The sequence below is a fragment of the Candidatus Sphingomonas phytovorans genome, from assembly GCA_029202385.1.
Taxonomy (GTDB): domain Bacteria; phylum Pseudomonadota; class Alphaproteobacteria; order Sphingomonadales; family Sphingomonadaceae; genus Sphingomonas; species Sphingomonas phytovorans.
This window is the reverse complement of the sequence record CP119314.1, coordinates 4,971,630-4,998,441: the sequence shown is the minus strand read 5'-3', so window position 1 is coordinate 4,998,441 and position 26,812 is coordinate 4,971,630. Positions and strand designations below refer to the sequence as shown.

The following is a 26,812-nucleotide window of genomic DNA, read 5'->3' as shown; positions in this document are numbered from 1 at the left end:
GCATCGCATGGCCGCCACCACGCTTGCCGAGGCGAGGGCCGCGATCGTCGCGGTCGGGCGCTGGCTCGACGGCAAGGGCTGGGCACCGGCGACCGCCGGCAATTACTCGATGCGGCTTGACGACGGGACCTTCGCGGTGACCGTGTCGGGTAGGCACAAGGGCCGCCTTACCGAAGACGATGTGATGCGGGTCGATGCTGGCGGCAGGTCGCTCGATGGCAAGAAACCGTCTGCCGAGACCGCGCTGCACCTCGCGCTCTACCGCGACTTTCCGGATGCCGGCGCTGTGCTGCACAGCCATTCGCCCGCCGCCGTGGGGTTGAGCCGGGCGTTTCCCGATGCCGCCTACAAGCTCGCCGGACATGAGATGCTGAAGGCGCTGCCCGGCATCGTCACGCACGAGACAAGCGTCAGCCTGCCGATCGTCGACAACAGCCAGGACATGGCGGTGATCGACTCGGCGATGGCGCCGCGATTGCTGGTGCCCGGGGCAGTGCCTGCCTATCTTATCCGAAGCCACGGCTTGTACGGCTGGGGCCGCGACATGGCCGAGGCCGAGCGGGTGATCGAGGCGGTGGAATGGATGATCGCCGCCGAGCTGGCTGAGGCAGGTTTCCGAAAAGGGAGCGAAGCATGAGCCATTTGCAGGTTTTCGACGAAAGCGACGGGACCGCGCCGCTGCTCGATACGTCTGACGGCGAGGCGATCGCCGCAGAGCTGGCGACGATCGGCGTCAGGTTCGAGCGCTGGCCGACACGCCCCTTGCCCGACGCGGCGGCGATCCTCGACGTCTATGCCCCGGAGATCGAACGACTGAAGGCCGAGGCCGGCTATCAGTCGGTCGATGTGGTGGCGCTCGCCCCGGATCATCCCGATCGCGCCATGCTGCGCGGCAAGTTCCTGTCCGAGCATACGCATGGCGAGGACGAAGTGCGCTTCTTCGTCGCTGGCGAGGGACTGTTCACGCTCCATGAGGGCGGGCGCGTGTTCAACATGCTGTGCACCAGCGGCGACCTGATCTCGGTGCCGGCCGGCATGAAGCACTGGTTCGACATGGGCCCGGCGCCGCGCTTCACCGCGATCCGGCTGTTCGTGAACCCGGACGGCTGGGTGGCGCGCTTTACGGGCGATACGATCGCCGATCGCTTTCCGCGCCACGAACCCGCATCCCAAGAACAAATGCCCGCCTGAATGCCGCGCGCCATCCTGACCGATATCGAGGGCACGACATCAAGCATCGCCTTCGTGGCGGAGACGCTGTTTCCCTATGCGCGCGAGCGGCTGCGGTCGTTCGTCGCGGCGCATCCGGACGAGACTGCGCCGATCCTGGCCGAAGTGGCAACGGCCGAGCCGGGCGATCCGGTTGCGACACTAACGCGCTGGATCGACGAGGATCGCAAGGCCACCCCGCTCAAGACGCTGCAGGGAATGATCTGGGAGGACGGCTATCGCGAGGGCGCGTTCACCGGACACATCTATACCGATGCGGTGGTTGCGTTGCGGCGCTGGCACGCTGCGGGAATCGCGCTGTACGTCTTCTCTTCCGGATCGGTCGCGGCGCAGAAACTGCTGTTCGGGCATAGCGATGCAGGCGACCTGACGCCGCTTTTCTCGGGCTATTTCGACACGACGACCGGGCCGAAGCGGGAGGCTGCGTCCTACACGGCGATCGCCAAGGCTGTCGGGCTCGATCCGGCGGACATCCTGTTCCTGTCGGATACGCCGCAGGAAATCGCCGCCGCCCGTGCGGCCGACATGCAGGCCCTGCTGATCGACCGCGACGGTGGCACGGGCGACATTACGACCTTCGGGGATATCGCAGCATGAAGCTCGACGGCACGCACCAGCGATCGATCAGGCGCACCGAAGACAGGCGCGGCGCCTGCATCATGGACCAGCGCGAGCTGCCCTGGAAGATCATGTGGGTCGAACTGCGCAGCCTGGCCGAAGCCGAGCGGGCGATCCGCGAGATGTGGACGCGCGGGGCGCCGCTGATCGGCGCGACCGCCGCTTATGGCCTCGCGATGGCACTGGCCGAGAATGGATCGGACGAGGCGCTCGATTCAGCTTATGCAACCTTGCTCGCCGCGCGGCCGACGGCGGTCAACCTGCGCTGGGCGCTCGACAAAGTTGCGGAGGCAGTCCGCCCCCTGCCCCCGGCCGAGCGATCCACCGCCGCCTTCGCGCGCGCCGATGCGATCTGCGACGAGGACGTCGAGCTCAACCGGGCGATCGGCGAACATGGGCTCGACCTGCTCCGCGCGCTCCATGCGAAGAATCCGGACCGGCCGCTCAACATCCTGACTCACTGCAATGCAGGCTGGCTGGCAACGGTCGACTACGGCACCGCGACCGCGCCGATCTATCTGGCGCATGACGCGGGCATCCCGGTGCATGTCTGGGTCGACGAGACGCGGCCACGCAACCAGGGCGCGCTGCTGACGGCCTTCGAACTGGCCGGGCACGGCATACCCCACACGGTGATCGCCGACAATGCCGGCGGGCATCTGATGATGCAGGGCCAGGTCGATGCGGTGATCGTCGGGACTGACCGGGTCACCGCCAATGGCGATGTGTGCAACAAGATCGGGACGTATCTGAAAGCACTGGCGGCGAAGGACAATGACGTGCCCTTCTACGTCGCGCTGCCGTACACGACATTCGATGCCGGCACGGCGACGGGCGCTGATGTGCCGATCGAGGAGCGAAGCGGGGATGAGGTCACGCATGTCGTCGGCGAAGGCGGGAGCATTCGGGTGACGGCTTCGAGAGCGGCTAATCCGGCGTTCGATGTGACACCGGCGCGGCTCGTGACCGGGTATCTGACCGAGCGGGGCCTGGTGGATAGGGTCTGACGATTATTGTCACACTCTCCAACAAAAGCGCGGCCCCTGATATAATCACAAGATATTGATATATAAAGATATTGTAAAAATCATCTGCAGTTCGTCACTGCCCGGAATGGCGCAGGGGCATGACAAAAGTGCCCTGACTTCGGCCATTCAGGGCCGCCTCACCATCCGCTCAAGCGCTGCATCAAGCGTCGCGTCTTGCTTGGCGAAGCACAGCCGCACCACGCTCGTCACCGGGTCCTTCGCGTAGAAGGCGGAGAAGGGCACCGACACCACCCCTGCCTCCTCGATCAGCCAGTTGCAGAACTGGACATCGTCCATATTCACGCCCGAGCGCGGCAGGTCGATTGCCAGGAAATAGGTCGCGGCACTCGGCAGGACCGCATAATCGAGCCTCTCAAGCCCCGCTGCCAGCCGGTCGCGCGAACGCTGGTAACCGGCGCGCATACCAGTGAAATAGGCCACGTCCTTACCCAGCCCAAAGGCCGCGCCGGCCTGAAGATTGGGCGGCGTGGTGAAGGTCAGGAACTGGTGCGCCTTGGCGAGAATCTGCGCGATCGGCGGGGCGGCGCACATCCAGCCGACCTTCCAGCCGGTTAACGAGAAGATCTTGCCGGCCGAACCGATCTTCACCGTCCGCTCCCGCATGCCGGGCAGGGCGATCAGCGGGCGGTGCGCGGCCCCGTCGAACACGACATGTTCCCACACTTCGTCGCAGACCGCGATCGCATCGTGGCTGACGCAGAAATCGGCGAGTAGCATCAGCTCAGCGTCCGTCATCATCGTGCCGGTCGGGTTGAGCGGGTTGTTTAGGATCAGCAACCTCGTGCGATCGCTTGCGACGGCCGCCAGCGCTTCGGCCGTGATGCGCCATTCGGGCGGCTCAAGCCTGACCAGCTTCGCCACGCCGCCCGCACGCTCGACCAGCGGTAGATAGGCGTCGTAGAGCGGCTGAAACATTACCACTTCGTCGCCCGGGGTGACCAGCGCGAAGATCGCCGCGGCCAGCGCTTCGGTCGCGCCCGAGGTGACGATCACCTCCTGCGGCGCGAGATCGAGCCCCTGATGCACGCGGTAGTGATCGGCGACCGCCTGGCGCAACGCCGCGGTGCCGGCCATCGGCGGATACTGGTTCGACTCTTCGAGCAGCGCTCGGGAAGCCTCGGCGAGGACGTCCTCCGGGCCGCGGCCATCGGGAAAGCCCTGACCGAGGTTGATCGCGCCGGTCTCCCGCGCGCGGGCCGACATGGCCTCGAAGATGGTGGTGCCGAGCGACGCATAGATCGGGTTCATCGCGCCTCCATGCCGCACCGTGACGCAACGCGCCAGCTTTTGCCCCGTACCGGGATGCAAGACGCTTGATCGCAAGGCAAAATCGCCGTCGAAAGGTTGCGGCGTGCTTGTCGATCGACCACAATGCGCAGAGCGTCGCCGCGACCGGCATCCGGGTCCGCGACATGTCAGGGGTGCGGATTTGTTTTCCTATCTGGTTTCGGGGCTTAGCGTTTCCAGCGAGGTCGCCCTGCCGGGCCTGATCGCACTGGAAGCGGGAGATTCGCAGAGCGCCGACGTCACGATCCGCGCAGGCGCGGTGCCCAGGGTGCTCGACGATGCCGAGACTGACGGGCCCAACTGGCAGATCGCCCCGAATCGGTTCCTGTTCGAAATCCCCGACGTGATACGTATGCTGCTGACGGGCGGCCGCGAGATCTTGTTCGAGCCCGAAACAGGCACCAGCCCCGAAGAGGCGGCGATCTTCCTCAGCGGAACCGGTTTTGGCATCCTCCTCCACCAGCGCGGGCGAATCGTGCTGCACGCAAGCGCAGTGCGCGTGCGGGACAGCGCGATATTGTTCTGCGGCCCCTCCGGCGCAGGAAAATCCACCCTGGCGGCCGCATTGGTCGATGCCGGATACGACCTCGTCACGGACGATTTCTGCGGCGTGTCGATCCACGCCGACGGCGTGCCCTGGGTCGAACCCGATGGACGCCAGTTGAAGCTGTGGCAGAATTCGATCGACCGGCTCTCGCTGATCGAGCGTCGTGCAGCGCCAGTACGCCCCGAACTCCAGAAATATTATGTCGAGCCACGCGCCGCTACCGCCGCCGCGCTGCCACTCGCGGCAATCTATGTGCTGCGCGAGGCGCGGCCGCCGCACGCGCCGGGGATCGAGCGGCCCAACATCGTGGATGGCGGGCTGATGATACGCAACAATGCCTATCGCCCCGGGATGGTGCGACGCATGGGGCAGGCCGATCTCTATTTCCGCGCTGCCGCCGCGATCGCCCAACGCGCAGGCATATTCACCCTGAGCCGCGAGCTCGACTTCAAGCGTTTCCCCGAGGTGATTGGCTGGCTGGAAGCGCATTGGCGCGATCTCGGCCTGATGGAACCCACGACTTGAAGCGGATCATCTGGCTCGCCTCCTATCCGAAATCGGGCAACACCTGGTTCCGGATGCTGGTGGCGAACCTGCGACAGGACAAGCCGGCCGACATCAACGACCTGCCCGAACGGGAGGGCATTTGCAGCGCGCGGGGCCGCTTCGACGATATCATGCTATTCCCGTCGGGCCTGTTGACCCATGAGGAATGCGACCGCTTGCGGCCCCGCGTTTACGAAGCGATCGCCCGGGAAGCCGGTGACGAGGCAGAAGAAAACGAGACGCGCATCGGCGATGTACGTTTTGTGAAGACTCACGATGCCTGGACCTACACCAGCGACGGCCAGCCTTTGCTGGGCGGCAGCAAGGGCGCCGACGGCGCGATCCTGATCGTGCGGGACCCCCGTGACATCGCGCCGAGCCTCGCCCACCATGGCAGGCAGTCGATCGATCAGTCGATCGATTTCATGAATGACACCGACGCGCATTTCTGTGGCCAGCGGGACCGGCAACCGAAGCAGCTTCGCCAGCTCATGCCACGGTGGGACGGCCATATTGCAAGCTGGCTCGACCAGACCGATATCCCGATCCATCTCGTTCGTTATGAAGACATGCAGGCCGATACGGCAGGCGTGTTGCGGCGAGCGCTGGCCTTTGCGGGTATCAGGGTAACACTCGACGAGGCAGTGCAAGCCACCCGCTTTGCCGATTTCGGCGAACTGCGAAAACAGGAAGCCGAACGAGGTTTCCGAGAAGCCGTGACGGAGCAACGAGGTAGCGGCTTTTTTCGACGTGGTATATCGGGGTCGTGGCTCGACGAACTCAGCAGCGCGCAGGTCGCCCGAATAGAGGGGCACCATGCAGCGATGATGGCTCGGCTGGGCTATGACACGGTGATCGCCCCCGACGAAAGGATTGCGAGTTGATCGAGCGCAACGGAGACTGGCTCAGTGCCCGGGTGGGCGACGAGATCATGATGATGAGCCCCGAGCACGGCAAATATATCGGCATGAACGAGGTGGGTGCACGCATCTGGGAACTGATCGAGACGCCACGGGATGCCGCCACACTCTGTGCCGAATTGCAGCGGGAATTCGACGTGTCGCCTGTGGATTGCGAGACCGAAGTGAATATCTTCCTGGCGGAGATGGAGAAGCATGGCGCAATCAGCCGCTCATAGACTTCGCACCGCTCTCCTGATGGGCCCGCGACGGCAACTGCTCGTCGCCGAGGCATGCATCAGCATGTTCGTCGCGCGGGTCTCGCTTGCCATTTTCCCGTTCCGTCAGGTTGCGAAGAGCTTCGGCGTGATGGTGCCGCCGAACGACCCCAGGGTGCTCGCCTATGCTGACGGCGCGACCGAGGAGCAGGCACGGACGGCGCGGATGGTGAGCTGGGCGGTGCGGGTGAGCGCGCCCCATATGCCATTCCGATCGGTGTGCCTGCAGCAGGCGATGGCAGCCCATGCCATGCTCAAGCGCCGCGGTGTCGTGAGCATCATGCATTTCGGCGCCGGCAAGGGCGAGCAGAAGCCGATCGATGCCCATGCCTGGCTCGACGCGGCCGGCGTTAAGGTGACGGGCTACCCGGTGGCACCGACGCTTGCGGAGCTGGGCTGCTTCGTTTGAACCGTCTCTCGCCAGATTGCACAGATCTGGTGATATTCCGGCCTGCACCCCCGCTGGTGATCCGAGGCAATCTTGATTGTGCACCGTCGATCGGGCACTCCCACGCTCCGTGGCGCTATCAATTGCCACGCTTGAAGGGGGAATGAATGCTCGACAGGATATTGACGTATGAGGATTTCGAGCCTCACATCGGGACCGATTTCACCGTCGTCCATGCCGGCGACACGCCGATCCTTCTCAATCTGCTCGAAGCCACCGCACTGAAGAAATTCGGCGGCGAGGATAGCCGCGCGCCCTTCGGACTGCTGTTTCAGTCGTCCTATCAGGACGTGATACCGCAGCAGCTCTTCACGCTGCAGCACGACGCCATGGGAAAACTCGGGATATTCCTGGTACCGACCGCGCAGAACGCCACCGGCACCCAATATTACGCAACGTTCAACTGATTGCGGGCTGGGCACCTTCTACCGGGCAATCCATTTCGAGATAAACCTCGCCGTCGTCGATCTCGACGAAACCAAGCCGACGATAGAGATGTAGTGCCGGATTGAATTTCTCGACGAAAATGCCCAGGCCCTTGCCGCGAGCATGCGCGAATTCAATCAGCGCCTTGAGGATGAGGGTACCGGCACCCTTGCCGCGCTCTTCGGGCAGCAGGACGATATCGGTGATGTGCACCTGCGTGACCCGCTCTTCGAGATAGAGCCTGCCGACCGGCACGCCGTCACGCTCGATCAGGCGATATTCGCAGTTCGGGATGAAATTCCTGTAGTGCGTACGCTGCGCCTGGAATTGCTGGCTGACGAAAGCGAGCTTCTGCTCAGCGCTCCAGCCAGGAATTTGCGCCAGTTCCTCTTCGCGGGTCGACGCGTAAAGCCGGAACGCTACCGGGGTGTCATCCTCGGTCTCTGCACGAAGCGTATAGCCCAGAGAAAGTAGCGCCGCCGGCAATTGAAATGCCGGCGGCGTAAACATTGTCGTCACGAATTGAACCCCATCAGGGCCGCGGCTTCAGTTCCGCGGCGGGAAGATACCCTGGGTTGCGACACAGAAGTTGAGCGTCAGATATGGCTGAACGTTGCTATGCGGCTGACTGCCGCCAGCAGGTCCTATCGCAAGCGGCGACATGTTGACCGGAGGGGTCGAGGTCTCTCCCCAGGCATTGCCGGGACCGCAGAAGGACAGCAAGGCCGTGCTATTGGGTGTGTTGTTCAACTGCGCAGGAGTTGCAACCGCGACGTTCGCTGCGTTGACCAGATGATTGTGCGCCGGCATTTCGGTATTCAGTATCGTCACCGAGGTTTCGCCCACCGTCTCGCCGAGGACGCGCGGGGTAAGGCCCGGACCATTGCCATTTCCCATCCCGGCGGTGCCATTCAGGTTCGGCAACGCAAAATTGCTCGTGCCGTTGCCGCCGTAAGTGGTTCCCAGTATCGAGAACAACGCTGTATTTTGGGAAATAGGTATGAGCTGCCCACTCGCTAACAAATAGCCGCGCGGTGGAAAATTGAAGCCGAAAACCCTGACTTCGCCAACAAAAGGTGCGGTCACGATCGATCTCCGATACTAGTTGCGGCTGGGGAAAACACCTTGCAGCGCAATGATGTAATTGAGACAAAGGCTCGGCATGATGTTATCATGCGGCTGATTGCCGCCCTGACTGCCGATCGTCGTCGGCGCAAGCGTCGAGGGGGTCAGCGGATTAGGACCGGGCTGAACATAATAGGTCGCCGTAGTATTCGGATTGCCCTGATCCGGCGACGCCGGGACGGACGTCGTGACGGGCGTCGGCTGGTTGCCTTTCACCGTGGATGCGAACATCGCATGACTGTGCGCGGGCATCTGGTTGATCGTGAGGACGACACCCTCGGTTCCGCTAGCCTGCCCCACGACATAAGGAGAGAGGCCAGGGCCCTGACCCTGGCCGATCGGGATACGGCCCTGCAGATCGGGAAGGCCGAAGGTCGTCTGACCATCGCCGCCGAAAGTGGTGCCGACCAAAACGTAGAGCGCATCATTCTGCGCGATGGCCAGCAGCTGGCCGCGACAAAATGCCCAACCGCGCGGGTTGAAATTGCCTGCGAATATCCTGACTTCACCGAGATATGGGTTGGACATACTATCCTCCGTGCCGATCGGCCGCTTTTCGTTTCACTAGTTGCGCGACGGGAACCGACCCTGCAACGCGATGCTGTAATTCATGGTCAGATACGGCTGCATGTTGGAGTGCGGCGCATTGCCCCCCTGGTTCGCGATTGCGTTGGGCGAGAGCTGCGTCAATTGCGCCTGGACCGCCGCGGCGTAGAAGTCGACGATGGTTGACGTATCGGCCGCGATGGTGTGCCCGGCAGGACCACGCTTCGTCGCCGTCGCGGAGGTACCGACCAGCTGATGCGTATGCTGCGGAATCTGGGTGATCAGCAGCTGAACCGTTTCGGTTCCGCTCGTCTGCCCCATCGTATAGCTGCCACCGAAAGGCGCCTGTCCCTGGCCGAGCGGTGTGCGCCCCCGCAAATCCGGCAGCGCGAAGGTCTGGACGCCATTGCCGCCGTAAGTGGTACCCAGCAACGAGAAGAGCGCCTGATTCTGCTGGATCGACAGAAGCTGGCCCTGGGCAAGCGCCCATCCGCGGATACTGAAGTCCCACGGAAAAATCCTGATTTCACCGACAAAGGGTTGTGTCATGGCAGCCTCTCAACTTCAGGACGGGAGGCGCCACCGCTAAAACACCCGCCCCCCAGGTGTTGACCGTGAAGACTGTACCCACGTGGGTGGAAGACACAATAGGCTATGACATCGACCGTGCGACTTCCTCGGCCAAGCCGCAAACAAAATATTGAATCTACAGCGCAAAAATTATCCGCACCAAACCGGTTGTGATTCCTTTGCGCATTTCGAACCGTCGCGGTTAGGAAGCTCGGCACGTCCGGTTGCGCGGGCGTTGACGTTCTGCCATATTATTCGACAAATCCGGGGACTGGCGCAAAGCGCCGCGTTGGGGGACCGCAAGAGATGACATCCACTGACCATAACGCCGCGACGTCGGACGGCTGCGCTGGCGAGATTCGGGATTCCCGGACACGCAAGGCTTGGTCGACGCCGCAGGTTATCGTGTCCGTGATGCGGAACAGTGAAAACCACAACAATAGTAACAATGCGGACGTCACTACCTCGGGCCAACAGCACGGCAATTCCTGAGGTCACCTTCCAGGCACGATGGTCACGCTCTGGCAATCAACCGTTGCTGCGATCGACCCAGGCGACAAATCGTGCCGCTGCGATCTTCAGGACCGCATTGTACAGATCAAGATGATCTTTGCGACGGGTCTGGTCGACGCCGGCAATGACTTGCTCCAGCATATCGAAATCGAGATAGTACGATAGTCGCCCGTCACGATCGAGCGTCCGCGCCGCAACCAGGGCGCCCTGGGCAGAGGCTTTGCCCATCCTGAACTTGTCGGGATCTTCCAGACTATTGCCCAGCGTATGGGACAGCAACGATGCCGGCAGGCGATCGGCAAAGGCTTGGCGCGCGAGGTAACGCTCAAGCCCGTCACGGAACTGCAGCCTTTCGGGAATCGCCAGACCCAGTTCGACCACGCGCTTGTCGTGGAAGGGGCGCGAGAATTCCAGACCATGGGCGCTGGCGAGAATGCGCTGCGCGGGTGGCCCCGCGGCGGTGTTCCGCAGCAATTGCTGATGGTACGCCTCCCAACGGCTTTCCGTCTGATATTGCCGATGCAGCCGGGCGGGATCGACCGCACCCCGCGAAATCAATGCGCGGGCGAAGCGAGGCGCGACGCCATTTCTCCACCAGAACGGCCTGAAGCCGCGCCGCGCTTTGAAGAACACCGATAGCGCCCAGAGCGGGAGCACCCCGGGCAATACATCGCGGCGTACGACATGATGGATACGATGTCGCGTCTTGCGCATGCGCAGGCGGAATTCACGGACGAAGAGTCGGACGTTGCCGCGCAGCAATATCCGGCCGAGCATGCCGTTCGACCGCATGTTGACCGTATAATCACCGCCATGGCCGTCCATGACCAGTCGGGCACCGGTCGACGCCGCGATCCGGTACATCCCCCGGCGCACATATTGCGTCCCGATCGGATTGTGGGTGGCGGCAAAGGATGTCTCGATATCGTCGAAGGCGTGGTCGTCTCCACGCGTATAATAGTGCAAATCCATGAACGGGTATGGCCTGAAGGCCTCGACGGCGGCACGCGCGTTGTTGGCAAAGGGGAAGGCCTCCCCTTCAGCGAGCACTGACGAAATGGCGATGAGCTTGCCCCCCTGCGTCGCCACGATCGGTCCGGCCAACGCAGCGATACTGCCGCTGTCGAAGCCGCCGCTGAAACACAGGGCAGGCGGCTTGATCAGCCGCCTGACCCGACAGGCGACGGCTTCTTCCACCGTCGACCGGTACGTCTCCAGGAAATAGGCATCGTCCCGGCCGAGATGCTCGACGCCAGCGCACGGCGACCAGTAGCGATGCGACGACACCGTGCCGCGATCGTCGAACCGCAACACCGTGGCATTGGGCAGGATCGTGATCTCCTCGAACAATGATTGTCCGGGAATTCGATCGACCGCCATCATCAGGCGGCGCCCCAGCGCATCTTCCGACAGACGGCGCGGCACACCCTCGACTGCCCAGAGTGCCTGCACATCAGTCGCGAAGACCAGAGCCGTGTCGCCATGGTGATAAAACAGCCCGCGCTGCCCCATATGATCGCGGCCGAGCAGCAGAACGCGCGACCGTGCGTTCCAGATCGCGAAGGTGAAATCGCCGAGCAGATGCTCGGCGAAGCCGTCACCCCAATGGCGATAGGCAGCGAGAAGGACAGCGCTGTCGGGCATGTCGCGCAATGTCGCCTCGGCTATGCCGATCTTGGCGGCCAGCGCCTCGCGATTGTCGATCCGGGCATCGGCGACCAATGTCAGTTCACCGTCCTGGATCGGCTGCGCCTCGAACCAGTCCTCCCGATTCACCCGCAACAGGCAATGGCCAAGCGCAACCGGCCCCTCCACCACTGTGCGGCGGTCGTCCGGTCCATGATGCGCCAGCACGTTCGCCATGCGATTCACGTCGCGCGACGAAGCCGGTTCGTCATCGAACCGGAGGATGCCGAAGAGCGCGCTCATTTTTCGCCGGCGCGGCGAAGCCCTTCGAGGTGGCGATAGGGTTCGTCCATGTACAGCGCGGCGATGGCGCGAAGACCGTCTTTCGCTTCCTGCTGCTTGTCCCCGCTATCGTGCACGAACTTTTCGTTCGGCGCCTTGGCATTGCGACCCGACGCTGTCGCGAGCGCAGCCAGTGCTTCCTCATCCGGTGCCATGCCGAAATGCGGGAGAATGCGCGTCTCCATCGCTTCCGGCAGCTCCGAATAGTTGACGAGCATGCCGCCGCCCAGGCCGAGATGCTCGATCACGGCTTCGGCAGTCCGCCCGAGCGCACGGGCCGCATAGTGATCCGGCGGCATCGCCATGCTTTCGTCGATGCCATAGGGGTCGAAGGACATCGCCCCGAATACTGTCTGCGCCCCGGCCATGCGCGCGTGCGACACGAGAATCTCGACCGGGTCCCGGTACAGGAAAATCCAGGGCGTTTCCGGAAAAGCCTGTCGGAACAGCGGCAGGGCGAGCGTATGCCAGCTGTCGAGCTTGACGATATAGTGACCCGCTCCGCCCATCCGGTCCCGACCCAGCGCCCCGACCACCGCGCGGACCAGCCTCAGCCTTTCGTCCATCGGCAGATCAGTCCGCACGGTCGCAAGCTGAACGATCGTATCGATCGGCACCGCTTCGGATACGACGACGTTCCGCGCATCGGCGGCAGCCATCTGCGAAACCAGGGTCGATCCGCAGCGCGACTGGTGAAAGACGAAGCCGGCGGGAACAGGCGGATTCTCGCCGACCGAATTGAGCAGCGTCGACAATGGCGTGCGCGGCCGGAGCAGACGATTGAGCGGGCGGTGGCGCGCACGGCGTAGCGAATCCTCGAAAAAGGAATCGACCAGAGGCAACCTGCTGAAATGCGCCCAGTCCACCGCGAGTTCGCCGGAACTGGGCACGATAGCAACCGGCAGCCAGTCCCCGTCCGGCGCGGTACGACTGGTAACCGGCGCGCCGCTGAAACGCCAGATACCGAGCGGATCGGGAGTGAGTCCCGCATTCGCCTCGTCAGCGGTCATCGCGATGCCCGCCTCCGCCGCGGCGGAGAGCAGCGCTTCCACGAAGACTCCCTGGTCGACAATCACGCTCAGTCGTTGCTGCAGCGCAGGGTCGGCCATCACCAAGGCACGGAAGCGGTCGATCGGTGCGGCCGCGTGAAGAAGGCTTGAGTCTGTCATGAAGGACCGCGAACGATTTCTTTCCAACCGCCCCCGCGGTCGATAGGCTAAACCGGAAAACGGGCGTCGCGCCCGCGCCGGATACCTTGCCTATCATGCTCGTAACGCAGCGCCAATCGCCCTTCATCTTCGCTGATCGCCTGCGCCTGCCGGTCGCGTTCGACCCCGCCGGCCTGCGCGACGATCTCGAGAGGATCGCCGGCGCGACCTGGGTCGATCATTTCGTGAAGCAGAATTATGAAGGCGACTGGAGCGTGCTGCCGCTACGCTATAGCGCTGGCGCGACTCATCCGATCATGCAGGCCTATTCCGACCCGACGGTCACGGCATTCGACGAAAGCCCGCTTCTCGATCATGCCCCCCATATCCGCGGGGCGATGGCCTGGTTCCAATGCCCGCTCCAGACCGTGCGGCTGATGCGCCTGACCCCGGGATCGATCATCAAGGAGCATTTCGATCACGATCTCGCCGCCGAATGGGGCACGGCGCGGATTCATATCCCGATCACGACGAACCCGCAGGTCGAGTTCATGGTCAACCGCGAACCCGTGGCGATGGATCCGGGCAGCGCCTGGTATCTGCGCCTGTCGGACCCGCACAGCGTGGCCAATCGCGGCACTACCGACCGGGTCCATCTGGTGGTCGACTGCACCGCCAACGACTGGCTGGCGGAACAGCTCGCCGCGGGGACCTGAGCGGGTTCAGACCGGCCAGAGCGAGACGACGCACAGGATGAAGGCACCGATGGTGAGGGAGGCGAGCAGCACCCTGCCCCATTTCGGCCGAACCACCGTCCCTTCAGGGCGTATGAGCGGAACGACGACCGGTGCCGGGTTGAGCGCCTCGCTGAGCTGATAGAAAGTGATCGGGGTCACGAACTCGCAGCCATAGCCATTGGGGCCCCGCCGCGCGACGACGGCGGCATTGACCCGCGTGCCCGCGATACCGATCCAGATCATCGCTTCGGCATCCAGCGCGTCGGACGTCTCCATGCGGAAACCCGTCATCGACAGATCGTAGATCAGGACGTCGAGGGGCAAGCCGTCGTCGGACGCACGCAACGTCGCATCGACCAGCACCGGATACCGTGGGGCACCGCGTCGTTCTTCAGGATCGGAACGGTAAACGCGCGCAATCAGGGCCATCTTCACTCCGACACCAGGGCAGGCGCCGAGAGTCGGTGGATTAGATTACCAAAAGCTTAGTAGCACCTCCTTCAACGGGCATTTCCGGCACCCGAATGCCGTTTATTTCAATCGCAGGGTAAGCCCGGCGACCGCCAGATCCACGGTGTCGACCGCCGCCGCGACGCGCTGGTTGATCTCGCCGGCCAGGTCGCGGAACCGCCGCGCCAACGCATTGTCGGGCACGATACCCAGGCCGACTTCGTTCGAGACGAGGATGATGCGCGCCGGGCTCAATGCGATCGCCGACAGCAAGGCATCGGTGCGGGATTGCCCGTCCTCCCCGGCAAGGAGCAGGTTCGAGGCCCAGAGAGTCAGGCAGTCGACCAGCAACACCGTCCCGGCAACTCCTGCGGCTTCAATCGCCCCGGCGAGATCGATCGACGCCTCGACCGTGCGCCAGCGTGGCCCCCGGTCAGCGCGGTGACGCGCGATCTTCGCGGTCATTTCAGCGTCGAACGCTTGGGCCGTCGCGATGAAGACGAGATCACCCCCTAGCGATTCGGCTGCCGCCTGAGCGTGACGACTCTTGCCCGAGCGGGCACCGCCGAGCACGAACAGACTCCGGCCAAAAGCTTGCACGAACCACTCTCCCATGCACGAGCTCTTGTCGCGCCGGCCCGGATTGGCGAAGGCAGGCCCCGAAGCGCAAGGAAAAAGGGATCCGGATTGAAAGCGTGGACAGAACATGGCGGACGGATCGACTCGGCAAGGGCAGCGTATCGCGACGCGCCCGCGCCGTGGGTCGACCTTTCGACCGGCATCAACCCGCGTCCCTGGTCCGGAATCGACCTGGCGAACGTCGACCTCGCCGCGCTGCCCTCGCCATCCGACCTCGGCGATCTCGAACGGGCCGCGGCAGCGATGTTCGATTGCCGGACGGGCGAGATAGCGGCGCTGCCCGGCACCGAAGTGGGGTTGCGCGTCGTGGGCGATCTAGACCTGCCACGACCTTATCGGCACCTCACCCCGAGCTATCGCACTCACGCCGAGATGCTTCCCGGATCAGGACCCATCACGATCGACATGCTCGATGCCGAGGCTGCGCGCGGCGGCACCATCATCCTCGCCAACCCGAACAATCCAGACGGGCGTGTCATCGCCCCGGCGACGCTTCTGGCAATCGCGCACGCGCTTCGGGAACGCGGCGGGTGGCTCATCGTCGACGAGGCCTTTGCCGACGCGGTGCCCGAGGCAAGCCTGCTCCCCATGCTCACACCGGACGATCCGGTCATCATCTTCAGGTCGTTCGGCAAGTTCTTCGGACTGGCCGGGTTGCGGCTCGGCTTCGTCGCGGGCCCCAGGGTGCAACTCGCCGCCATCAGGCGACGGCTGGGAAGCTGGCCGGTATCGGCGCCCGCACTTGCGGTCGGCACGGCGGCGTATCGGGACAGGGACTGGATCGCGGCGACCCGTACCGCCCTTACCCTGGAGGCGTTCCATCTCGACCGGATGCTGGCGAGGCACGGGTTGACCGCATCGGGCGATTGCCCCCTGTTCCGGCTCGTGGAGACTGACGATGCCGCAGCGGTGTTCGACCGGCTCGCCCGCGCCGGCATCCTGACACGCCCGTTCGATCATGCCCCTCGCTGGCTTCGCTTCGGCCTGCCCGCCGACGCCACCGTGCTGGAGCGGCTCGACCGGGCGCTTGGCGATGGCTGAACCGGTGGCCCTTGCGGCGCTTGTCCTCGACGCCGGCATTGGCTGGCCGGATGCGCTGTACCGGCGGATTGGGCATCCGGTCGGTGGCTTCGCGCGGATCATCGGCTGGTGCGAACGGCGCTGGAACGCCCCTTCCGCATCCCCGACACGCCGGCGCGTCCTTGGACTGACGACGCTGCTGATCGTCGCCGGCACCACTTTCGGTATCGCTCTGGCGGCCACGGCGCTGGTGCGGTTCTTGATGGGCGATCTCGCCTGGATCGGGCTGGCCGTCCTTGCCTTCCCCGGACTCGCCCAGCGCAGCCTGCACGATCATGTGGCGCCGGTGGCGACCGCGCTCGCGACGCGCGACCTGCCGCGTGCCCGCGCTGCGGTCGCCATGATCGTCGGCCGCGATGTGGAGGCGCTCGAGGGCGCGGGCATCGCCCGGGCAGCGATCGAAAGCCTCGCCGAGAGTTTTTGCGACGGCGTCGTCGCGCCACTCTTCTGGTTGCTGGTACTCGGCGTGCCGGGGCTATGGGCTTATAAAGCGATCAACACCGCCGACAGCCTGATCGGGCATCGCGAAGAACGCTGGCGCGCCTTTGGCTGGGCCTCGGCCCGGACCGACGACCTGGCCAATCTGATCCCGGCGCGGCTTGCCGGCCTGCTGCTGTGCCTTGCCGGAGGTGGCGGCCTGACGACAATGTTTCGCGACGCCCGCAAGCATGCATCGCCCAACGCCGGCTGGCCCGAGGCTGCCATGGCCGGCGCGCTCGACCTTCGCCTGGCCGGTCCGGTCGCCTATGACGGCGTGATGCTCGACAAGGACTGGATCGGCTCGGGCCGCAGCGAGGCGACCGCGAGCGACCTTCAGCGTGCGCTCACCACCTACCGTATTGCGTGCCTCCTGCTGTGGCTGATCGCCGGGGGTGTCGCATGGGCGCTGTGATGCTCCAGGGTACCGGCTCCGATGTCGGCAAGTCAGTGCTGGTCGCCGGCCTCTGCCGGGCCCTTGCCAATCGCGGTCTCACCGTGCGCCCGTTCAAGTCGCAGAACATGTCGAACAACGCCGCTGTCACCCCAGATGGCGGCGAGATCGGGCGGGCCCAGGCGACCCAGGCTTTTGCCTGTCGGGCAGAGCCGACCGTCGACATGAATCCCGTGCTGCTCAAGCCACAGGGCGACCGGACCTCGCAGCTCGTCGTGCGAGGGCGAGTCCGCGGTACCTTGCGCGCGGCGCAGTGGCGGGAAGGTCGCGAGGGCCTGCTGGTCGAAGTGCTGGAAAGCTACCAGCGGCTGCGCGACGAGGCAGATATCGTCGTCGTCGAAGGCGCGGGGTCACCCGCCGAGATCAACCTGCGCGACGGCGACATCGCCAATATGGGCTTTGCGCGCGCCGCGGGGGTCCCGGTGCTGCTCATCGGCGACATCGACCGGGGCGGCGTGATCGCATCCCTGGTCGGCACCCGCGCGGTGATCGATCCGGAAGATGCGGCGATGATCCACGGGTTCATCGTCAACAAGTTCCGCGGCGACCCGCGCCTGTTCGACGACGGCTATCGCGCGATCGAGGAGCGTGCGGGCTGGCGCGGCTATGGGGTCGTACCATGGCTCGCCGAGGCGGTCCGGCTGCCGAGCGAGGATGCCGTCATCCTCGAACGCCGCAGCACCGATGCCAACGGTCGAACGATGATCGCCTGTCCGATCACGCCGCGAATCTCCAATTTCGACGACCTCGATCCACTTCGGCTGGAGCCGGATATCGACCTGCTCATGGTGCCACCGGGCACGCCGATCCCGGCCGAGGCGGCGCTGATCGTCCTGGCCGGCTCCAAGGCGACAATCCCCGACCTGGCGTTCCTGCGCGCCGAAGGCTGGGACATCGACATCCTGGCGCACCACCGGCATGGCCGCCCCGTGCTGGGCCTGTGCGGCGGCTATCAGATGCTGGGCCGGAGCGTTGCCGATCCCGACGGGATCGAAGGACCGGCCGGGACCGTTCCCGGTCTCGGCCTGCTCGACGTCACGACCACCCTGTCACCACAAAAGACGCTCGAACGCGTCATCGGCACCGCGCTTGGCGCGCGGTTCGACGGCTATGAGATGCATATGGGCGAAACGACCGGGCCCGATACGGCCCGGCCGGTCGGCCGGTTCGACGATGGACGCCCCGATGGTGCGACCTCCCCCGACGGCCTGGTAACGGGCAGCTATGTCCATGGCCTGCTCGCCGATGCCCGTCAGCGGCGCGCGTGGCTTGCGCGGATCGGGGTCGAGGGTTCCGGGCCGGACCATCGCGCCTCGATCGATGCCGCGCTCGATGCGATCGCCGCGACGCTGGAGAGGCATCTCGACATCGACGCGATCATCGCGCTGTCAAAAACGGCCGGTGATCACCAGGGCAATTAGGAGAGCGGTTTCGACCAGTTCGATGCCGGCACCGTGACAGTCGCCGGTCACGCCACCGATCCGACGCTTCAGCCACCAGCCCCAGCCAAGGATCAGCAAGGGCGTCGCGGCGAGCGCAGGCACGAAGACAGCCGCGCCGCATAGAAGCAGCCCCCAACCGACCAGGTCCCTCGTCCGTACCGCACCGGCGACAGCAGCCCCCAGGCCAGCCTTGAGCGGCGGTAGCCAGCGCGCCCAGGCAAGTGGCCCGATCCGCGCCGCGAACGGGATCAAGGCCACCGCCACCCAGCCATATCCCGTCACGCCGTGGAGCAGGACGAGCTTGGCCGACAGTTGCAGGACGATCGCGACAACGCCGAAACTGCCGATATGCGGATCGGCCATGACGGCGAGCAGCCGCTCGCGATCCCGATGCGCGGCACCACAGCCGTCAGCGAGATCGGCAAGGCCATCGAGGTGGAGCGCGCCCGTGACCGCGACCCACACCAGCAGGGCGGCAAGGGCGCCCAGCCAGGGATCGATCATCCCCCCTGCCCAGCCAGCCAGCGCGACAAGGCCGCCGACCACCAGCCCGGCCAGCGGATAGCAGCGGATCGCCGCCGCGAAGTCGTCGCCGTCCGCCGCTATCTGGGGCATGGGCAGCCGGGTCAGGAAGCCGAACGCGACGATCAGGCGCTTCATGTCTCCCGGTACTTCATGTCCAGAGTCCGACGATCTGTGCCGATGGCGCCGGTCCCGGCCAGACGCGCAGCGACAGGACCGCCGCATAGGGCAGGTCGAATGCCCAGAGCTGCGGCAGGGCGAAACCGCACAGGATCGCGAGCGCCGCGCGGATCGCGCCGCCATGAGTCACGACCAGGGTCGATCCGCGGGGGAAGTCAGCAATGGCCGAGGTCACGCGGGCCTGGAGTTCCGACCAGCGCTCTCCCTCCGGCGGCGGATAGCTATCCGGGTCGTCCCAGAAGCGCCCAAGCGCCGCTGCATCGATGTCAGACGCCGCCATGCCGTCCCACGCGCCGAAATCCAGCTCGCGCCAGCGTGGATCGCCAGTCACCGCGACGCCTTCACCGGCAATCGCGTCGGCGCAGGCGGCGGCCCGGCTCAGATCCGACGACAGGATATGATCAACCATCAGTCCGGCCGCCTGCCCGACACAGGCAGCGATGCCCGCCGGGGTGGCGGGACTGTCGGTGCGGCCCAGCATCCGCCCGGTCAGCGCCGGTTCGCCGTGGCGCATCAGGTGAAGAAGAAAGGGTTCGCTCACGCCCCGGACACGCCGGCCTCGGCAAAGGTGGCCATCCGGTCGTGCGCGGCGAGCGCAGCCCGGATCACCCCGGTCGCGACCGCCGCACCGCTTGCCTCGCCAAGCCGCATGCCGAGAGTCAGCAACGGATCGAGACCGAGCCGATCGAGCAGCCGCTCATGTCCCGGCTCGGTCGAACGATGCCCTGCAATACAATGCGCTACGATCCCAGGATATGCGGCAGCAAGCGGGGCGAGACCCGAGCAGCAGATGAATCCGTCAAGCACGACCGGCACCCGCGCGTGCCGGGCCGCGACGACGGCACCGGCGATCGCGACGATCTCGCGCCCGCCGACCCGTCGCAGCGTCTCGAACGGCGTGACCGGCGCACCGGCATGACAGGCAAGTCCCGCCGCGACGACCACAATCTTGCGCCCGATCCCGGCGGCATCAACGCCGGTGCCGGGTCCGACCCAATCGACCGGATCGCCGCCGAAGCTTCGGACGCTGAGCGCCGCGGCGGCGGTTGAGTTACCGATCCCCATCTCGCCTAGCACCAGCAGGTCGAGGCCATCGGTGACGACCGCGGCGCCGGCGTTCAGCGCCGCGAGACAGTCAGACTCGGGCATGGCCGGCCCGACCGTGAAATCATCCGTCGGCCGGTCGAGATCGAGCGGCACCACGACCAGTTCGAGCCCCGCGGCACCGGACAAGGCGTTGATCGCTGCGCCGCCAGCCTCGAAATTATGGACCATCTGAGCGGTCACCGCCGCCGGAAAGGCGCTGACGCCGTGCACGACGACGCCGTGATTGCCGGCGAAGACCGCGGCGCGGGCCTGTTCGATCCGTGGCCGCTCGCCCCCCTGCCAGCCGGCCAGGAAGATGGCGATGTCCTCGAGCCGGCCGAGCGATCCGGGAGGCTTGGTGAGCTGCCCCTGACGTGCCGCTGCCGCGGCGCGCGCCGATTCATCCGGCCCCGGCAGCGTCGCCAGCGCCTCTTCGAAAGCGCGAACGGAATCGAACATCGTCATTCAACCAGGGCTCCGGCGGGCGGCGTGCGCGTGATGAAATGGCCCTTCACGCCCTGGGGCCATTCCCGGAACGGCACCTGCCCGAATTCGCTCCGCGCATAGAGCGCCGCATAATCCAGGATGGCACGCGCCGCTTCCTCTCCCGGCTCGAACCGGCCCAGCACATAGCCGACCTTGCCGGGCGCCCGAAGATGGACGGTACAGAAGTCGCTGCAGGCGAACAGGCACGGCATTTCCTGGACGGCGACGCCGGCATAGGCCGGATCGCTGGCCTTCATCGCCCGGAGTGCCGTCACGAGGCGCTCCCCGCCGCGCCGACCCTCATCATCGGTGCGGGATTCGACCGAGTGACGGCAGGTATTGCAGGCCACCACCGCTGGTCCGTCATCGGCGGGCTTCAGCATGTCGTGAGAACCCCCGTCATGCGGCGGCCGTTCGGACAGAGGGTGCGGCGGGGACGCCAAGCGCAACCAGCGCCCGATAAAGGATGAGCAATCCCATCAGGATCGCGCCATTGCGCAAAAACTGGTTCGCCATGATCGACGGAGACATTGCGGTCGCCGCGCCGCCAAGCCCGAGCGACCACAGGGAAACAATCGCCTTGAATGCGGCGAAGCCGGCGACATAGGCAAAAGCGAGCCGGACGGGGAAAGCCGATGAAAGCCGGCCAGCGATGCTGCTTGCCACAAGCGCTGACGCAACCGCGGCGGTGCCGAGCGCGACAGCCCAGCCGAGGGTGGTCGCATCATGCGGATAATGGAGCATGCCGAACCCGACCCCCTGACTCACAGCCCACGCAGCGAGCATCAGCAGCACGCCGTCGCGACGGTGCATATGGACCGCCGCCAGCGCCGCGAGTGCAGGAAATGGCGTGGCACAGGCAAGCACCAGCGTCGTGACGGTGCTCGCCACGGTCAGCAGCAATATCCACAAGGTCGATGCCCCGCGCGCCGGCATATCGTGCGTCATGCCCATGTTCCTCCCCTTGCCGCCATCAGAACCGCCCCCTGAACCCTGCATAGACGCTGCGGCCAAGCGTGTTGTAGCGATAAGCTGTCATATAATGCTCGTCGAACAGGTTCTCGACCCGCGCGAACAGGCGAACCTCCTTCGAGATGGGCAGTTCCGCACGAAGGTCGACCAGCGTGTAGGGCGCAAGCCGCGTGGTGTTGGCTGCGTTATCGAAGGTCTGGCCCGACCAGCGGACGGCGACCCCGGCCGACGGGCCCGAGGCCAACGTATAGCTGACCGAAGCATTGGCGCTGTTGCGCGGGCGACGCGGCAGCCATTTGCCCAGGGTCGCGCCGGGTGACCTGTCCTCAGCCACGGTCCAGCTATAGTTGCCGTCGACCGAGAGCCCGCCGAGCTTCACCGCGGCTGCTGCCTCGATCCCATGGGCCTCGGCCCGGGAGACGTTCTGGTAGAAGCCCGCGCGGCGGTTGGTCGTGCCGGGCGCGAAGCAGAGAGGATTGGTCGCGGTCGCGCTGCAGCTCGAAAAGATGATCTGGTTGGTCGTTCGCCGCTCGAAATAGGTCGCCCCGATGGAAAGTGCTCCCTCCAGCAGATGCTGCTCGGCGCCGGCTTCCCAGCCATGGGCCTGTTCGGGGCTCAGCGCCTGGTTCCCATATTCGGAGAAGAGCTGGTACAAAGTCGGCGCCTTGAAGCCCTCGCCATAGCTTGCGCGCAGCACGGTGCCGGTCGGCAAGGCCCAGGCGGCACCGCCAGCGAACAAGGTCCTTGCGCCGTAGCGGCTGTGATCGTCGTGACGGATACCGCCGTTGACCGTCAGGCCCGGCAGGATCTGCCCGCTGAGCTGGCCATAGATGCCGGTGATCTCGGCAGTGCCGCGAGCGGGCGCAGGGACCGGCGTGGTCAGCGCGGCCGGCGGCGAAACACTGCGGAAGCGCGATCGTTCATTCTCGATTCCGAACACCGCATCCCAGCCTTTGGCGATGGCGAGGCTGCCCTGATACTCGATCCGCTGGTTGCGGCCCGCCGCATCGAAGGTCTGGGTGCGCGCCCGTCTCGGATCGTAATTGTCGCGGTTGGTGTCGGTATAGCCATAGCCGATACGGTTGCGCAGCCGCCCATCGAACAGATCGACATTGAGGCCGGCATAGCCGACGAATTCCCGGTTCAGCCCATATTCCGGCGTGTCGCCGCTGGTCGAATCGAGATCGGTCCTGCCCGACGAATAATAGCCGCGAACGTCGGCGCTGATGCCGTGGGCGAGGTCGAGCACGGCGCGACCGGTAACGCTGCGGTTGGTATAGCCGTCGCGCTCGACGCCGCCGAACGCCGGCGCGATCACCGAGATGCCGTCAGTACTGAAGGCCTGGCCGCCCACGCGCCAGGCAAGCGGCCCCGTCTTGCCACCGATGCCCGCCCGCGCGCTGACCGTCTTGCGCGATCCGGCCTCCACGTCGAAGCTGCCCTCGAGCGGCTTCTCCGGCAGCGGCGTGACGATGTTGACCACGCCGCCGATCGCCTGGCTGCCCCACAGGATCGACTGCGGCCCGCGCAGGATCTCGATTCGGCTTGCATCGCCGACCAGCAGGTTCGCGAAATTATAGCCGCCACCCGCCGACGACGGATCGTTGAGCTTCACGCCGTCGATGACCACGACGGTCTGGTCGGTCTCGGCGCCGCGGATGCGGAGCTGGGTAGCGGTCCCGTAGCCGCCATTGCGCGAGAAGCTCACCCCCGGCGTGCGCAGCAGCAGGTCAGACACCGCGATGTCCTGCGACCGGTCGATCGCCGCCTTGTCGAGCACGGTGACTGACGAGGCGACCTGATCGATCGGGGTCGGCGTGCGGGTGGCGGTGACGATGACCTCACCAGCCTTCGGATCGGCGGCGGCATCGGGCGACGGCGCTTCCTGGGCGAAGGCGGGTGCGGCAACGAGAAGGCTGAGGCAGAAACCGGTTTTGAACAAGATGGACTCCCAGGACATACGGGACCCGCATTCCCGGGGAACCGAGGACACGCGCCCTCGATCCCGCGAACGCGGGTCGGCTATGTCGTCACTCGGGATTTCCCCGTCCGTTCGGCGCACCCTGGCCGGACGAAAGACGACCGCGACGGGCAGGTCTCCTGGCTTGCGGGTCAATGCCGGTTCGGACCGCCTTCTCAGGACGGAATGTCCCAATGGCGTGTGGTCGATGGCTCGCCGCTCACAGTTGCAGGGGCAGCCGGGGTCTTGAACCCCGTTCCCGTTTTCATCCCCGTCTCCGGGGAACCTGTCGCGAGCGGAGCGATACGCCCGCCCCGGCCCGCAGGTCAATCGCTGCATTGCAGCGGAACGACGAGTGGGGTGTCACCCGCCGAGCCGAACCAGGCCTGGATGCGATAGACCTGTTGCAACCGCGCGGGCGTCAGCACCCCGGCGGGCACGTCATCGGCGACGAGCCGCCCGCGATCGAGCAGCAGGAGGCGGTCGCAATAGCGCATCGCCATGCCGAGATCATGCAGCACGGCAAGGACCAGCGTGCCGCGCCGAGCCCGCGCCCGGAGCAGTTCCATGACCTCGAGCTGATGGGCTGGATCGAGCGACGCCAGCGGTTCGTCGACGACCAGCACCGGTGCCTCCACCGCCAGCGCGCGGGCCAGCAGCACGCGGGCCCGCTCACCGCCTGAAAGCTCGGTCGCGGTCCTGCCGGCAAGCTGCGCGACATCGGCCGTCGCCATGGCGCGATCCACCGAATCGCGATCGGCCGCTGACAGTGTCGAGAAGGGCGCGAGATGCGGCAGCCGGCCGAGCGCCACCAATCGCTCGACCGTCAGCGGCCAGTGAAGCGTCTGCCCCTGGGGGAGGTAGGCGATGCGGCGGGCGACATCGGCGCGCCGAATCGACGGGAGCGGAACATCGTCAAGCTCGATCGTCCCGGTCGACGGGATCAGGCCGAGAAGCGCCCTGACCAGGCTGGACTTTCCGGCACCGTTGGGCCCGACGATGCCGACCAGCGCGCCACCGGCGAGGCTGGTCGATACATCGTCGACCACGGTCTGCCCGCCAAGGCGTGCCGAGAGAGTGCGTGCGGTGATCGTCACCATATCCGGCGCTCCCGCAGCAGATGCACGATGAACACCGGTACGCCGAGGAATGCCGTCACGACGCCGAGGCGCAATTCAGTGCTGGTCGGCAGCAGCCTGACCGCGACATCAGCCAGCGTCAGCAACGCAGCGCCTGCCAGTGCCGACGGCAGGAGGATCGCCGACGGGCTGCGATCAGTGAAAGGCCGGACGAGATGCGGCACGATGAGCCCGACAAAGCCGATCGCGCCGGACACGGCGACGGCGCCGCCAACGCCGATCGCGACCCCGATCAGCAGGCGCAGCCTCGTCCGCTTCAGGTCGACGCCGAGTGCGGTCGCTCCATCTTCTCCCAAGGTCAGAGCGTCGAGCGCCCGCCCATCCCAGGCAAGCAGGACCATGCCGGTGACGATACAGGGAAGCGCGAGCCAGACATGGCGGAACGAGCGATCCTCAAGCGAGCCGAGCAGCCAGGTCGCGATCTCGGTCGCGGCGAAGGGATTGGCGGAGAGATTGAGCGCGAGGCTGATCCCGGCCCCGGCCAGCGTCGCGACGGCGATGCCGGCGAGGATCAGCGTCAAAGGGCTTTCGGCTCGGCCGGCCAGCAGGAACAACAGGCCGAGCGCGGCAAGCGCGCCCAGGATCGCCAGAACCGGCAGCATCGCCGGATTCAGTTCGGCCAGCCCGAAATACAGGGCGATGACCGCGCCGAGCGCAGCGCCGTTCGAAGCACCAAGCACCGAAGGTTCGGCAAGCGGATTGCGCAGATATCCCTGCAGCGCGGCGCCCGCGAGCCCGAGCATCCCCCCGACGGCGAGGCCAAGCACCACACGCGGCAGCCGAAGCTGGAACAGGATGTCGCGGATCAGCGGATCGCCCCGGCCAAGCACCGCATCGGCCATCGCGCCGGCACCGATCCGGGCAGGCCCGACCGACAGCGACGCGATTCCCGCGAGGATCGCCGCCAGCAGCAACATCGCCACGAGCGGGGTTCTCGCCCCGGCTAAACGCATAAAGGCTGGCCGCCGGAACGGGCGGCATCGGATGTCGTCACGGCAGACCTCGTCAAGATCGGTCCGGCCCGTCACGATTGTGTCCCGGGCGCGTTACGGGCATCCCTAGCCACGCCGATCTTCAATAGAAAGCGACAAGCGTCCCTTGCGTATCAACCGTGCTATCTTTGCCCGACTTGCCCTCGCGCTGTTCACACCGGCCCTGCAGTCGGCGGCGGCGGGGCAACCGCCCAAGCGGATCGTGTCGCTCAACCTGTGCGCCGACCAATATCTGATCGCCCTCGCTGATCCGGGCCAGATCGCCGGCCTGTCGCAATTCGCCCGCGACCCGGCCCTGTCCTATTACGCCGACCGAGCCCGGTCCTTCCCCACCGCCTCGCGCAGCGCCGAGCGGATCCTGCTGCTCAAGCCAGACCTGGTGGTCGGCGCACCGTTCCGGCAGCGCGAGGCGCTTGTCTCGCTCAAGGCGCGGGGCGTGCCGATGGTCGACCTGCCGAGGAAGGACGACCTCGCGGGCATCGAGGAAACGATCACCCTGATGGCGGACAAGGTCGGCCATCCGGAACGGGGCCGGGCGCTGATCGCGTCGATCCGTGCGCGGATCGCCGGGATCGGGCCCGCCCCCGGCAAGGGCCGGGTCGCCGCCTATTACCAGCGGCAGGGCTTCCTCACCGGGACCGGGACCCTGGTGGACGACATGATGACCCGGCTCGGGCTGGTCAACCTGGCGCGCCGGCTCGACCTGCCGCCGCTGTCGCGGCTGTCGATCGAGCAGATGGCGATCGCCCATCCCGATTTCCTGGTCCTCGAAAGCGCGACGGCGCAGGTCACCGACCGGGGCACCGAGATGCTCCACCATCCCTTGCTCGAACGGACGATCGCACCGGCGCATCGCCTCTATATTCCGCAAGCGCTGACCGTCTGTGGTGGCCCAAGCTATCCGGCCGCGCTTGAACTACTGGCGGCTCGGCTGCGCAACGCCGACAAGACCGAACGGGCGGGGATCGCGGCACACTGAGATCGGGCGGCGACCGAGC

At 65.7% G+C, this 26,812-nt stretch carries 31 protein-coding genes and 1 riboswitch; of the genes, 14 read left to right on the top strand and 17 right to left on the bottom strand.

Features of this window, described 5'->3' with window-relative positions; all coding sequences use genetic code 11:
* Nucleotides 1-7 precede the first annotated feature (7 nt).
* Genes P0Y59_22930 through mtnA form a run of 4 tightly spaced genes read left to right on the top strand, consistent with a single transcriptional unit; the run spans nucleotide 8 to nucleotide 2,855 of the window.
* Entirely contained in the window at nucleotides 8-637 is a 630-nt protein-coding gene (locus P0Y59_22930) for a methylthioribulose 1-phosphate dehydratase (protein WEJ99724.1), read from the top strand.
* Nucleotides 634-1,191 carry a cupin gene (locus P0Y59_22925; GenBank protein ID WEJ99723.1) on the top strand — a complete coding sequence of 186 codons (558 nt, stop codon included), beginning with the start codon at nucleotides 634-636 and terminating at the stop codon, nucleotides 1,189-1,191. The genes P0Y59_22930 and P0Y59_22925 overlap by 4 nt, the downstream gene beginning before the upstream one ends.
* On the top strand, nucleotides 1,192-1,827 hold the full coding sequence (mtnC, locus tag P0Y59_22920; protein WEJ99722.1) for an acireductone synthase: 636 nt from the start codon (nucleotides 1,192-1,194) through the stop codon (nucleotides 1,825-1,827).
* On the top strand, nucleotides 1,824-2,855 hold the full coding sequence (mtnA, locus tag P0Y59_22915; GenBank protein ID WEJ99721.1) for an S-methyl-5-thioribose-1-phosphate isomerase: 1,032 nt from the start codon (nucleotides 1,824-1,826) through the stop codon (nucleotides 2,853-2,855). The genes mtnC and mtnA overlap by 4 nt, the downstream gene beginning before the upstream one ends.
* Nucleotides 2,856-3,002: 147 nt before the next feature.
* On the opposite strand, the gene P0Y59_22910 is transcribed toward mtnA, so the two are convergent.
* Nucleotides 3,003-4,145, bottom strand: coding sequence for an aminotransferase (locus tag P0Y59_22910; GenBank protein WEJ99720.1), 1,143 nt, complete (start codon nucleotides 4,143-4,145; stop codon nucleotides 3,003-3,005).
* A 181-nt stretch (nucleotides 4,146-4,326) separates the two neighbouring features.
* Here P0Y59_22910 and P0Y59_22905 point away from each other — a divergent pair, with 181 nt between their 5' ends.
* From P0Y59_22905 to P0Y59_22885, 5 genes are all read left to right on the top strand, one after another.
* Nucleotides 4,327-5,256, top strand: a complete 930-nt coding sequence (locus P0Y59_22905; GenBank protein ID WEJ99719.1) for a hypothetical protein — start codon at nucleotides 4,327-4,329, stop codon at nucleotides 5,254-5,256.
* A complete protein-coding gene (locus tag P0Y59_22900; protein WEJ99718.1) occupies nucleotides 5,253-6,161 on the top strand; it encodes a sulfotransferase domain-containing protein in 909 nt (302 codons plus the stop codon). Before P0Y59_22905 ends, P0Y59_22900 begins: the two co-directional genes overlap by 4 nt.
* A complete protein-coding gene (locus P0Y59_22895; protein WEJ99717.1) occupies nucleotides 6,158-6,415 on the top strand; it encodes a PqqD family protein in 258 nt (85 codons plus the stop codon). The genes P0Y59_22900 and P0Y59_22895 overlap by 4 nt, the downstream gene beginning before the upstream one ends.
* Nucleotides 6,416-6,434: 19 nt before the next feature.
* The gene (locus tag P0Y59_22890) at nucleotides 6,435-6,863 is read left to right on the top strand and encodes a lasso peptide biosynthesis B2 protein (protein WEJ99716.1); all 429 of its coding nucleotides are present in this window, start codon (nucleotides 6,435-6,437) and stop codon (nucleotides 6,861-6,863) included.
* A gap of 146 nt (nucleotides 6,864-7,009) precedes the next feature.
* Complete coding sequence (locus tag P0Y59_22885; protein WEJ99715.1) at nucleotides 7,010-7,309, top strand: hypothetical protein; 300 nt, start codon at nucleotides 7,010-7,012, stop codon at nucleotides 7,307-7,309.
* On the opposite strand, the gene P0Y59_22880 is transcribed toward P0Y59_22885, so the two are convergent.
* The 6 genes from P0Y59_22880 to P0Y59_22855 form a co-directional block, all read right to left on the bottom strand.
* Nucleotides 7,302-7,838 (bottom strand): GNAT family N-acetyltransferase, encoded by a 537-nt coding sequence (locus P0Y59_22880; protein ID WEJ99714.1) that lies wholly within the window; start codon nucleotides 7,836-7,838, stop codon nucleotides 7,302-7,304. The two genes, P0Y59_22885 and P0Y59_22880, sit on opposite strands and share 8 nt — an antisense overlap.
* A 36-nt stretch (nucleotides 7,839-7,874) precedes the next feature.
* The gene (locus tag P0Y59_22875; protein WEJ99713.1) at nucleotides 7,875-8,414 is read right to left on the bottom strand and encodes a tail fiber protein; all 540 of its coding nucleotides are present in this window, start codon (nucleotides 8,412-8,414) and stop codon (nucleotides 7,875-7,877) included.
* A gap of 15 nt (nucleotides 8,415-8,429) precedes the next feature.
* On the bottom strand, nucleotides 8,430-8,981 hold the full coding sequence (locus tag P0Y59_22870; protein WEJ99712.1) for a tail fiber protein: 552 nt from the start codon (nucleotides 8,979-8,981) through the stop codon (nucleotides 8,430-8,432).
* A gap of 36 nt (nucleotides 8,982-9,017) precedes the next feature.
* Nucleotides 9,018-9,548: a tail fiber protein gene (locus P0Y59_22865; GenBank protein ID WEJ99711.1), complete on the bottom strand. Its 531-nt coding sequence runs from the start codon at nucleotides 9,546-9,548 to the stop codon at nucleotides 9,018-9,020.
* 549 nt (nucleotides 9,549-10,097) lie between these two features.
* Nucleotides 10,098-12,011 carry an asparagine synthase-related protein gene (locus tag P0Y59_22860; protein WEJ99710.1) on the bottom strand — a complete coding sequence of 638 codons (1,914 nt, stop codon included), beginning with the start codon at nucleotides 12,009-12,011 and terminating at the stop codon, nucleotides 10,098-10,100.
* Nucleotides 12,008-13,219, bottom strand: a complete 1,212-nt coding sequence (locus tag P0Y59_22855; protein ID WEJ99709.1) for a hypothetical protein — start codon at nucleotides 13,217-13,219, stop codon at nucleotides 12,008-12,010. The genes P0Y59_22860 and P0Y59_22855 overlap by 4 nt, the downstream gene beginning before the upstream one ends.
* Nucleotides 13,220-13,314: 95 nt before the next feature.
* Here P0Y59_22855 and P0Y59_22850 point away from each other — a divergent pair, with 95 nt between their 5' ends.
* Nucleotides 13,315-13,914: an aspartyl/asparaginyl beta-hydroxylase domain-containing protein gene (locus P0Y59_22850; GenBank protein ID WEJ99708.1), complete on the top strand. Its 600-nt coding sequence runs from the start codon at nucleotides 13,315-13,317 to the stop codon at nucleotides 13,912-13,914.
* Between the two features lie 6 nt (nucleotides 13,915-13,920).
* Here P0Y59_22850 and P0Y59_22845 read toward each other — a convergent pair whose 3' ends face one another.
* Nucleotides 13,921-14,364, bottom strand: a complete 444-nt coding sequence (locus tag P0Y59_22845) for a PilZ domain-containing protein (protein ID WEJ99707.1) — start codon at nucleotides 14,362-14,364, stop codon at nucleotides 13,921-13,923.
* A 102-nt stretch (nucleotides 14,365-14,466) separates the two neighbouring features.
* Nucleotides 14,467-14,985 (bottom strand): bifunctional adenosylcobinamide kinase/adenosylcobinamide-phosphate guanylyltransferase, encoded by a 519-nt coding sequence (gene cobU / locus P0Y59_22840; GenBank protein WEJ99706.1) that lies wholly within the window; start codon nucleotides 14,983-14,985, stop codon nucleotides 14,467-14,469.
* An 87-nt stretch (nucleotides 14,986-15,072) separates the two neighbouring features.
* Between cobU and P0Y59_22835 the strand changes: the two genes are divergently transcribed.
* From P0Y59_22835 to P0Y59_22825, 3 genes are read left to right on the top strand one after another with little or no spacing between them, the layout of a single operon-like run.
* On the top strand, nucleotides 15,073-16,065 hold the full coding sequence (locus P0Y59_22835; GenBank protein ID WEJ99705.1) for a pyridoxal phosphate-dependent class II aminotransferase: 993 nt from the start codon (nucleotides 15,073-15,075) through the stop codon (nucleotides 16,063-16,065).
* Nucleotides 16,058-16,996, top strand: a complete 939-nt coding sequence (cbiB, locus tag P0Y59_22830; protein ID WEJ99704.1) for an adenosylcobinamide-phosphate synthase CbiB — start codon at nucleotides 16,058-16,060, stop codon at nucleotides 16,994-16,996. The genes P0Y59_22835 and cbiB overlap by 8 nt, the downstream gene beginning before the upstream one ends.
* Nucleotides 16,984-18,456: a cobyric acid synthase gene (locus P0Y59_22825; GenBank protein ID WEJ99703.1), complete on the top strand. Its 1,473-nt coding sequence runs from the start codon at nucleotides 16,984-16,986 to the stop codon at nucleotides 18,454-18,456. Before cbiB ends, P0Y59_22825 begins: the two co-directional genes overlap by 13 nt.
* Here P0Y59_22825 and cobS read toward each other — a convergent pair.
* From cobS to P0Y59_22785, 8 genes are all read right to left on the bottom strand, one after another.
* Nucleotides 18,424-19,137, bottom strand: coding sequence for an adenosylcobinamide-GDP ribazoletransferase (cobS, locus tag P0Y59_22820; GenBank protein WEJ99702.1), 714 nt, complete (start codon nucleotides 19,135-19,137; stop codon nucleotides 18,424-18,426). The genes P0Y59_22825 and cobS overlap by 33 nt on opposite strands.
* A 13-nt stretch (nucleotides 19,138-19,150) precedes the next feature.
* On the bottom strand, nucleotides 19,151-19,693 hold the full coding sequence (locus tag P0Y59_22815; GenBank protein ID WEK02663.1) for a histidine phosphatase family protein: 543 nt from the start codon (nucleotides 19,691-19,693) through the stop codon (nucleotides 19,151-19,153).
* Nucleotides 19,694-19,716: 23 nt separating this feature from the next.
* Nucleotides 19,717-20,730, bottom strand: a complete 1,014-nt coding sequence (cobT, locus tag P0Y59_22810) for a nicotinate-nucleotide--dimethylbenzimidazole phosphoribosyltransferase (protein WEJ99701.1) — start codon at nucleotides 20,728-20,730, stop codon at nucleotides 19,717-19,719.
* Nucleotides 20,727-21,134: a DUF1636 domain-containing protein gene (locus tag P0Y59_22805; protein ID WEJ99700.1), complete on the bottom strand. Its 408-nt coding sequence runs from the start codon at nucleotides 21,132-21,134 to the stop codon at nucleotides 20,727-20,729. The genes cobT and P0Y59_22805 overlap by 4 nt, the downstream gene beginning before the upstream one ends.
* A gap of 16 nt (nucleotides 21,135-21,150) precedes the next feature.
* Nucleotides 21,151-21,699 (bottom strand): hypothetical protein, encoded by a 549-nt coding sequence (locus P0Y59_22800; GenBank protein WEJ99699.1) that lies wholly within the window; start codon nucleotides 21,697-21,699, stop codon nucleotides 21,151-21,153.
* 25 nt (nucleotides 21,700-21,724) lie between these two features.
* Nucleotides 21,725-23,665, bottom strand: coding sequence for a TonB-dependent receptor (locus P0Y59_22795; GenBank protein ID WEJ99698.1), 1,941 nt, complete (start codon nucleotides 23,663-23,665; stop codon nucleotides 21,725-21,727).
* A gap of 130 nt (nucleotides 23,666-23,795) precedes the next feature.
* Nucleotides 23,796-23,988: riboswitch (cobalamin riboswitch) on the bottom strand.
* Between the two features lie 21 nt (nucleotides 23,989-24,009).
* Entirely contained in the window at nucleotides 24,010-24,783 is a 774-nt protein-coding gene (locus P0Y59_22790; GenBank protein ID WEJ99697.1) for an ABC transporter ATP-binding protein, read from the bottom strand.
* The gene (locus P0Y59_22785; GenBank protein WEK02662.1) at nucleotides 24,777-25,739 is read right to left on the bottom strand and encodes an iron ABC transporter permease; all 963 of its coding nucleotides are present in this window, start codon (nucleotides 25,737-25,739) and stop codon (nucleotides 24,777-24,779) included. The genes P0Y59_22790 and P0Y59_22785 overlap by 7 nt, the downstream gene beginning before the upstream one ends.
* Before the next feature lie 181 nt (nucleotides 25,740-25,920).
* On the opposite strand from P0Y59_22785, the gene P0Y59_22780 reads away from it, so the two are divergent.
* Nucleotides 25,921-26,793, top strand: coding sequence for an ABC transporter substrate-binding protein (locus tag P0Y59_22780; protein WEJ99696.1), 873 nt, complete (start codon nucleotides 25,921-25,923; stop codon nucleotides 26,791-26,793).
* Nucleotides 26,794-26,812: the final 19 nt, after the last annotated feature.

Excerpts from the sequence above, each read along its gene's own strand:
- P0Y59_22880 (WEJ99714.1), bottom strand. The coding sequence starts at position 7,838 with ATGTTTACGCCGCCGGCATTTCAATTGCCGGCGGCGCTACTTTCTCTG.
- P0Y59_22850 (WEJ99708.1), top strand. The coding sequence starts at position 13,315 with ATGCTCGTAACGCAGCGCCAATCGCCCTTCATCTTCGCTGATCGCCTG.
- P0Y59_22925 (WEJ99723.1), top strand. The coding sequence starts at position 634 with ATGAGCCATTTGCAGGTTTTCGACGAAAGCGACGGGACCGCGCCGCTG.
- P0Y59_22890 (WEJ99716.1), top strand. The coding sequence starts at position 6,435 with ATGGGCCCGCGACGGCAACTGCTCGTCGCCGAGGCATGCATCAGCATG.
- P0Y59_22815 (WEK02663.1), bottom strand. The coding sequence starts at position 19,693 with ATGCGCCACGGCGAACCGGCGCTGACCGGGCGGATGCTGGGCCGCACC.
- P0Y59_22870 (WEJ99712.1), bottom strand. The coding sequence starts at position 8,981 with ATGTCCAACCCATATCTCGGTGAAGTCAGGATATTCGCAGGCAATTTC.
- P0Y59_22855 (WEJ99709.1), bottom strand. The coding sequence starts at position 13,219 with ATGACAGACTCAAGCCTTCTTCACGCGGCCGCACCGATCGACCGCTTC.
- cbiB (WEJ99704.1), top strand. The coding sequence starts at position 16,058 with ATGGCTGAACCGGTGGCCCTTGCGGCGCTTGTCCTCGACGCCGGCATT.
- P0Y59_22865 (WEJ99711.1), bottom strand. The coding sequence starts at position 9,548 with ATGACACAACCCTTTGTCGGTGAAATCAGGATTTTTCCGTGGGACTTC.
- P0Y59_22825 (WEJ99703.1), top strand. The coding sequence starts at position 16,984 with ATGGGCGCTGTGATGCTCCAGGGTACCGGCTCCGATGTCGGCAAGTCA.
- P0Y59_22910 (WEJ99720.1), bottom strand. The coding sequence starts at position 4,145 with ATGAACCCGATCTATGCGTCGCTCGGCACCACCATCTTCGAGGCCATG.
- cobT (WEJ99701.1), bottom strand. The coding sequence starts at position 20,730 with ATGACGATGTTCGATTCCGTTCGCGCTTTCGAAGAGGCGCTGGCGACG.
- P0Y59_22790 (WEJ99697.1), bottom strand. The coding sequence starts at position 24,783 with ATGGTGACGATCACCGCACGCACTCTCTCGGCACGCCTTGGCGGGCAG.
- P0Y59_22860 (WEJ99710.1), bottom strand. The coding sequence starts at position 12,011 with ATGAGCGCGCTCTTCGGCATCCTCCGGTTCGATGACGAACCGGCTTCG.
- P0Y59_22785 (WEK02662.1), bottom strand. The coding sequence starts at position 25,739 with ATGTTGCTGCTGGCGGCGATCCTCGCGGGAATCGCGTCGCTGTCGGTC.
- mtnC (WEJ99722.1), top strand. The coding sequence starts at position 1,192 with ATGCCGCGCGCCATCCTGACCGATATCGAGGGCACGACATCAAGCATC.
- P0Y59_22805 (WEJ99700.1), bottom strand. The coding sequence starts at position 21,134 with ATGCTGAAGCCCGCCGATGACGGACCAGCGGTGGTGGCCTGCAATACC.
- P0Y59_22930 (WEJ99724.1), top strand. The coding sequence starts at position 8 with ATGGCCGCCACCACGCTTGCCGAGGCGAGGGCCGCGATCGTCGCGGTC.
- cobS (WEJ99702.1), bottom strand. The coding sequence starts at position 19,137 with ATGAAGCGCCTGATCGTCGCGTTCGGCTTCCTGACCCGGCTGCCCATG.
- mtnA (WEJ99721.1), top strand. The coding sequence starts at position 1,824 with ATGAAGCTCGACGGCACGCACCAGCGATCGATCAGGCGCACCGAAGAC.
- P0Y59_22885 (WEJ99715.1), top strand. The coding sequence starts at position 7,010 with ATGCTCGACAGGATATTGACGTATGAGGATTTCGAGCCTCACATCGGG.
- P0Y59_22800 (WEJ99699.1), bottom strand. The coding sequence starts at position 21,699 with ATGACGCACGATATGCCGGCGCGCGGGGCATCGACCTTGTGGATATTG.
- P0Y59_22845 (WEJ99707.1), bottom strand. The coding sequence starts at position 14,364 with ATGGCCCTGATTGCGCGCGTTTACCGTTCCGATCCTGAAGAACGACGC.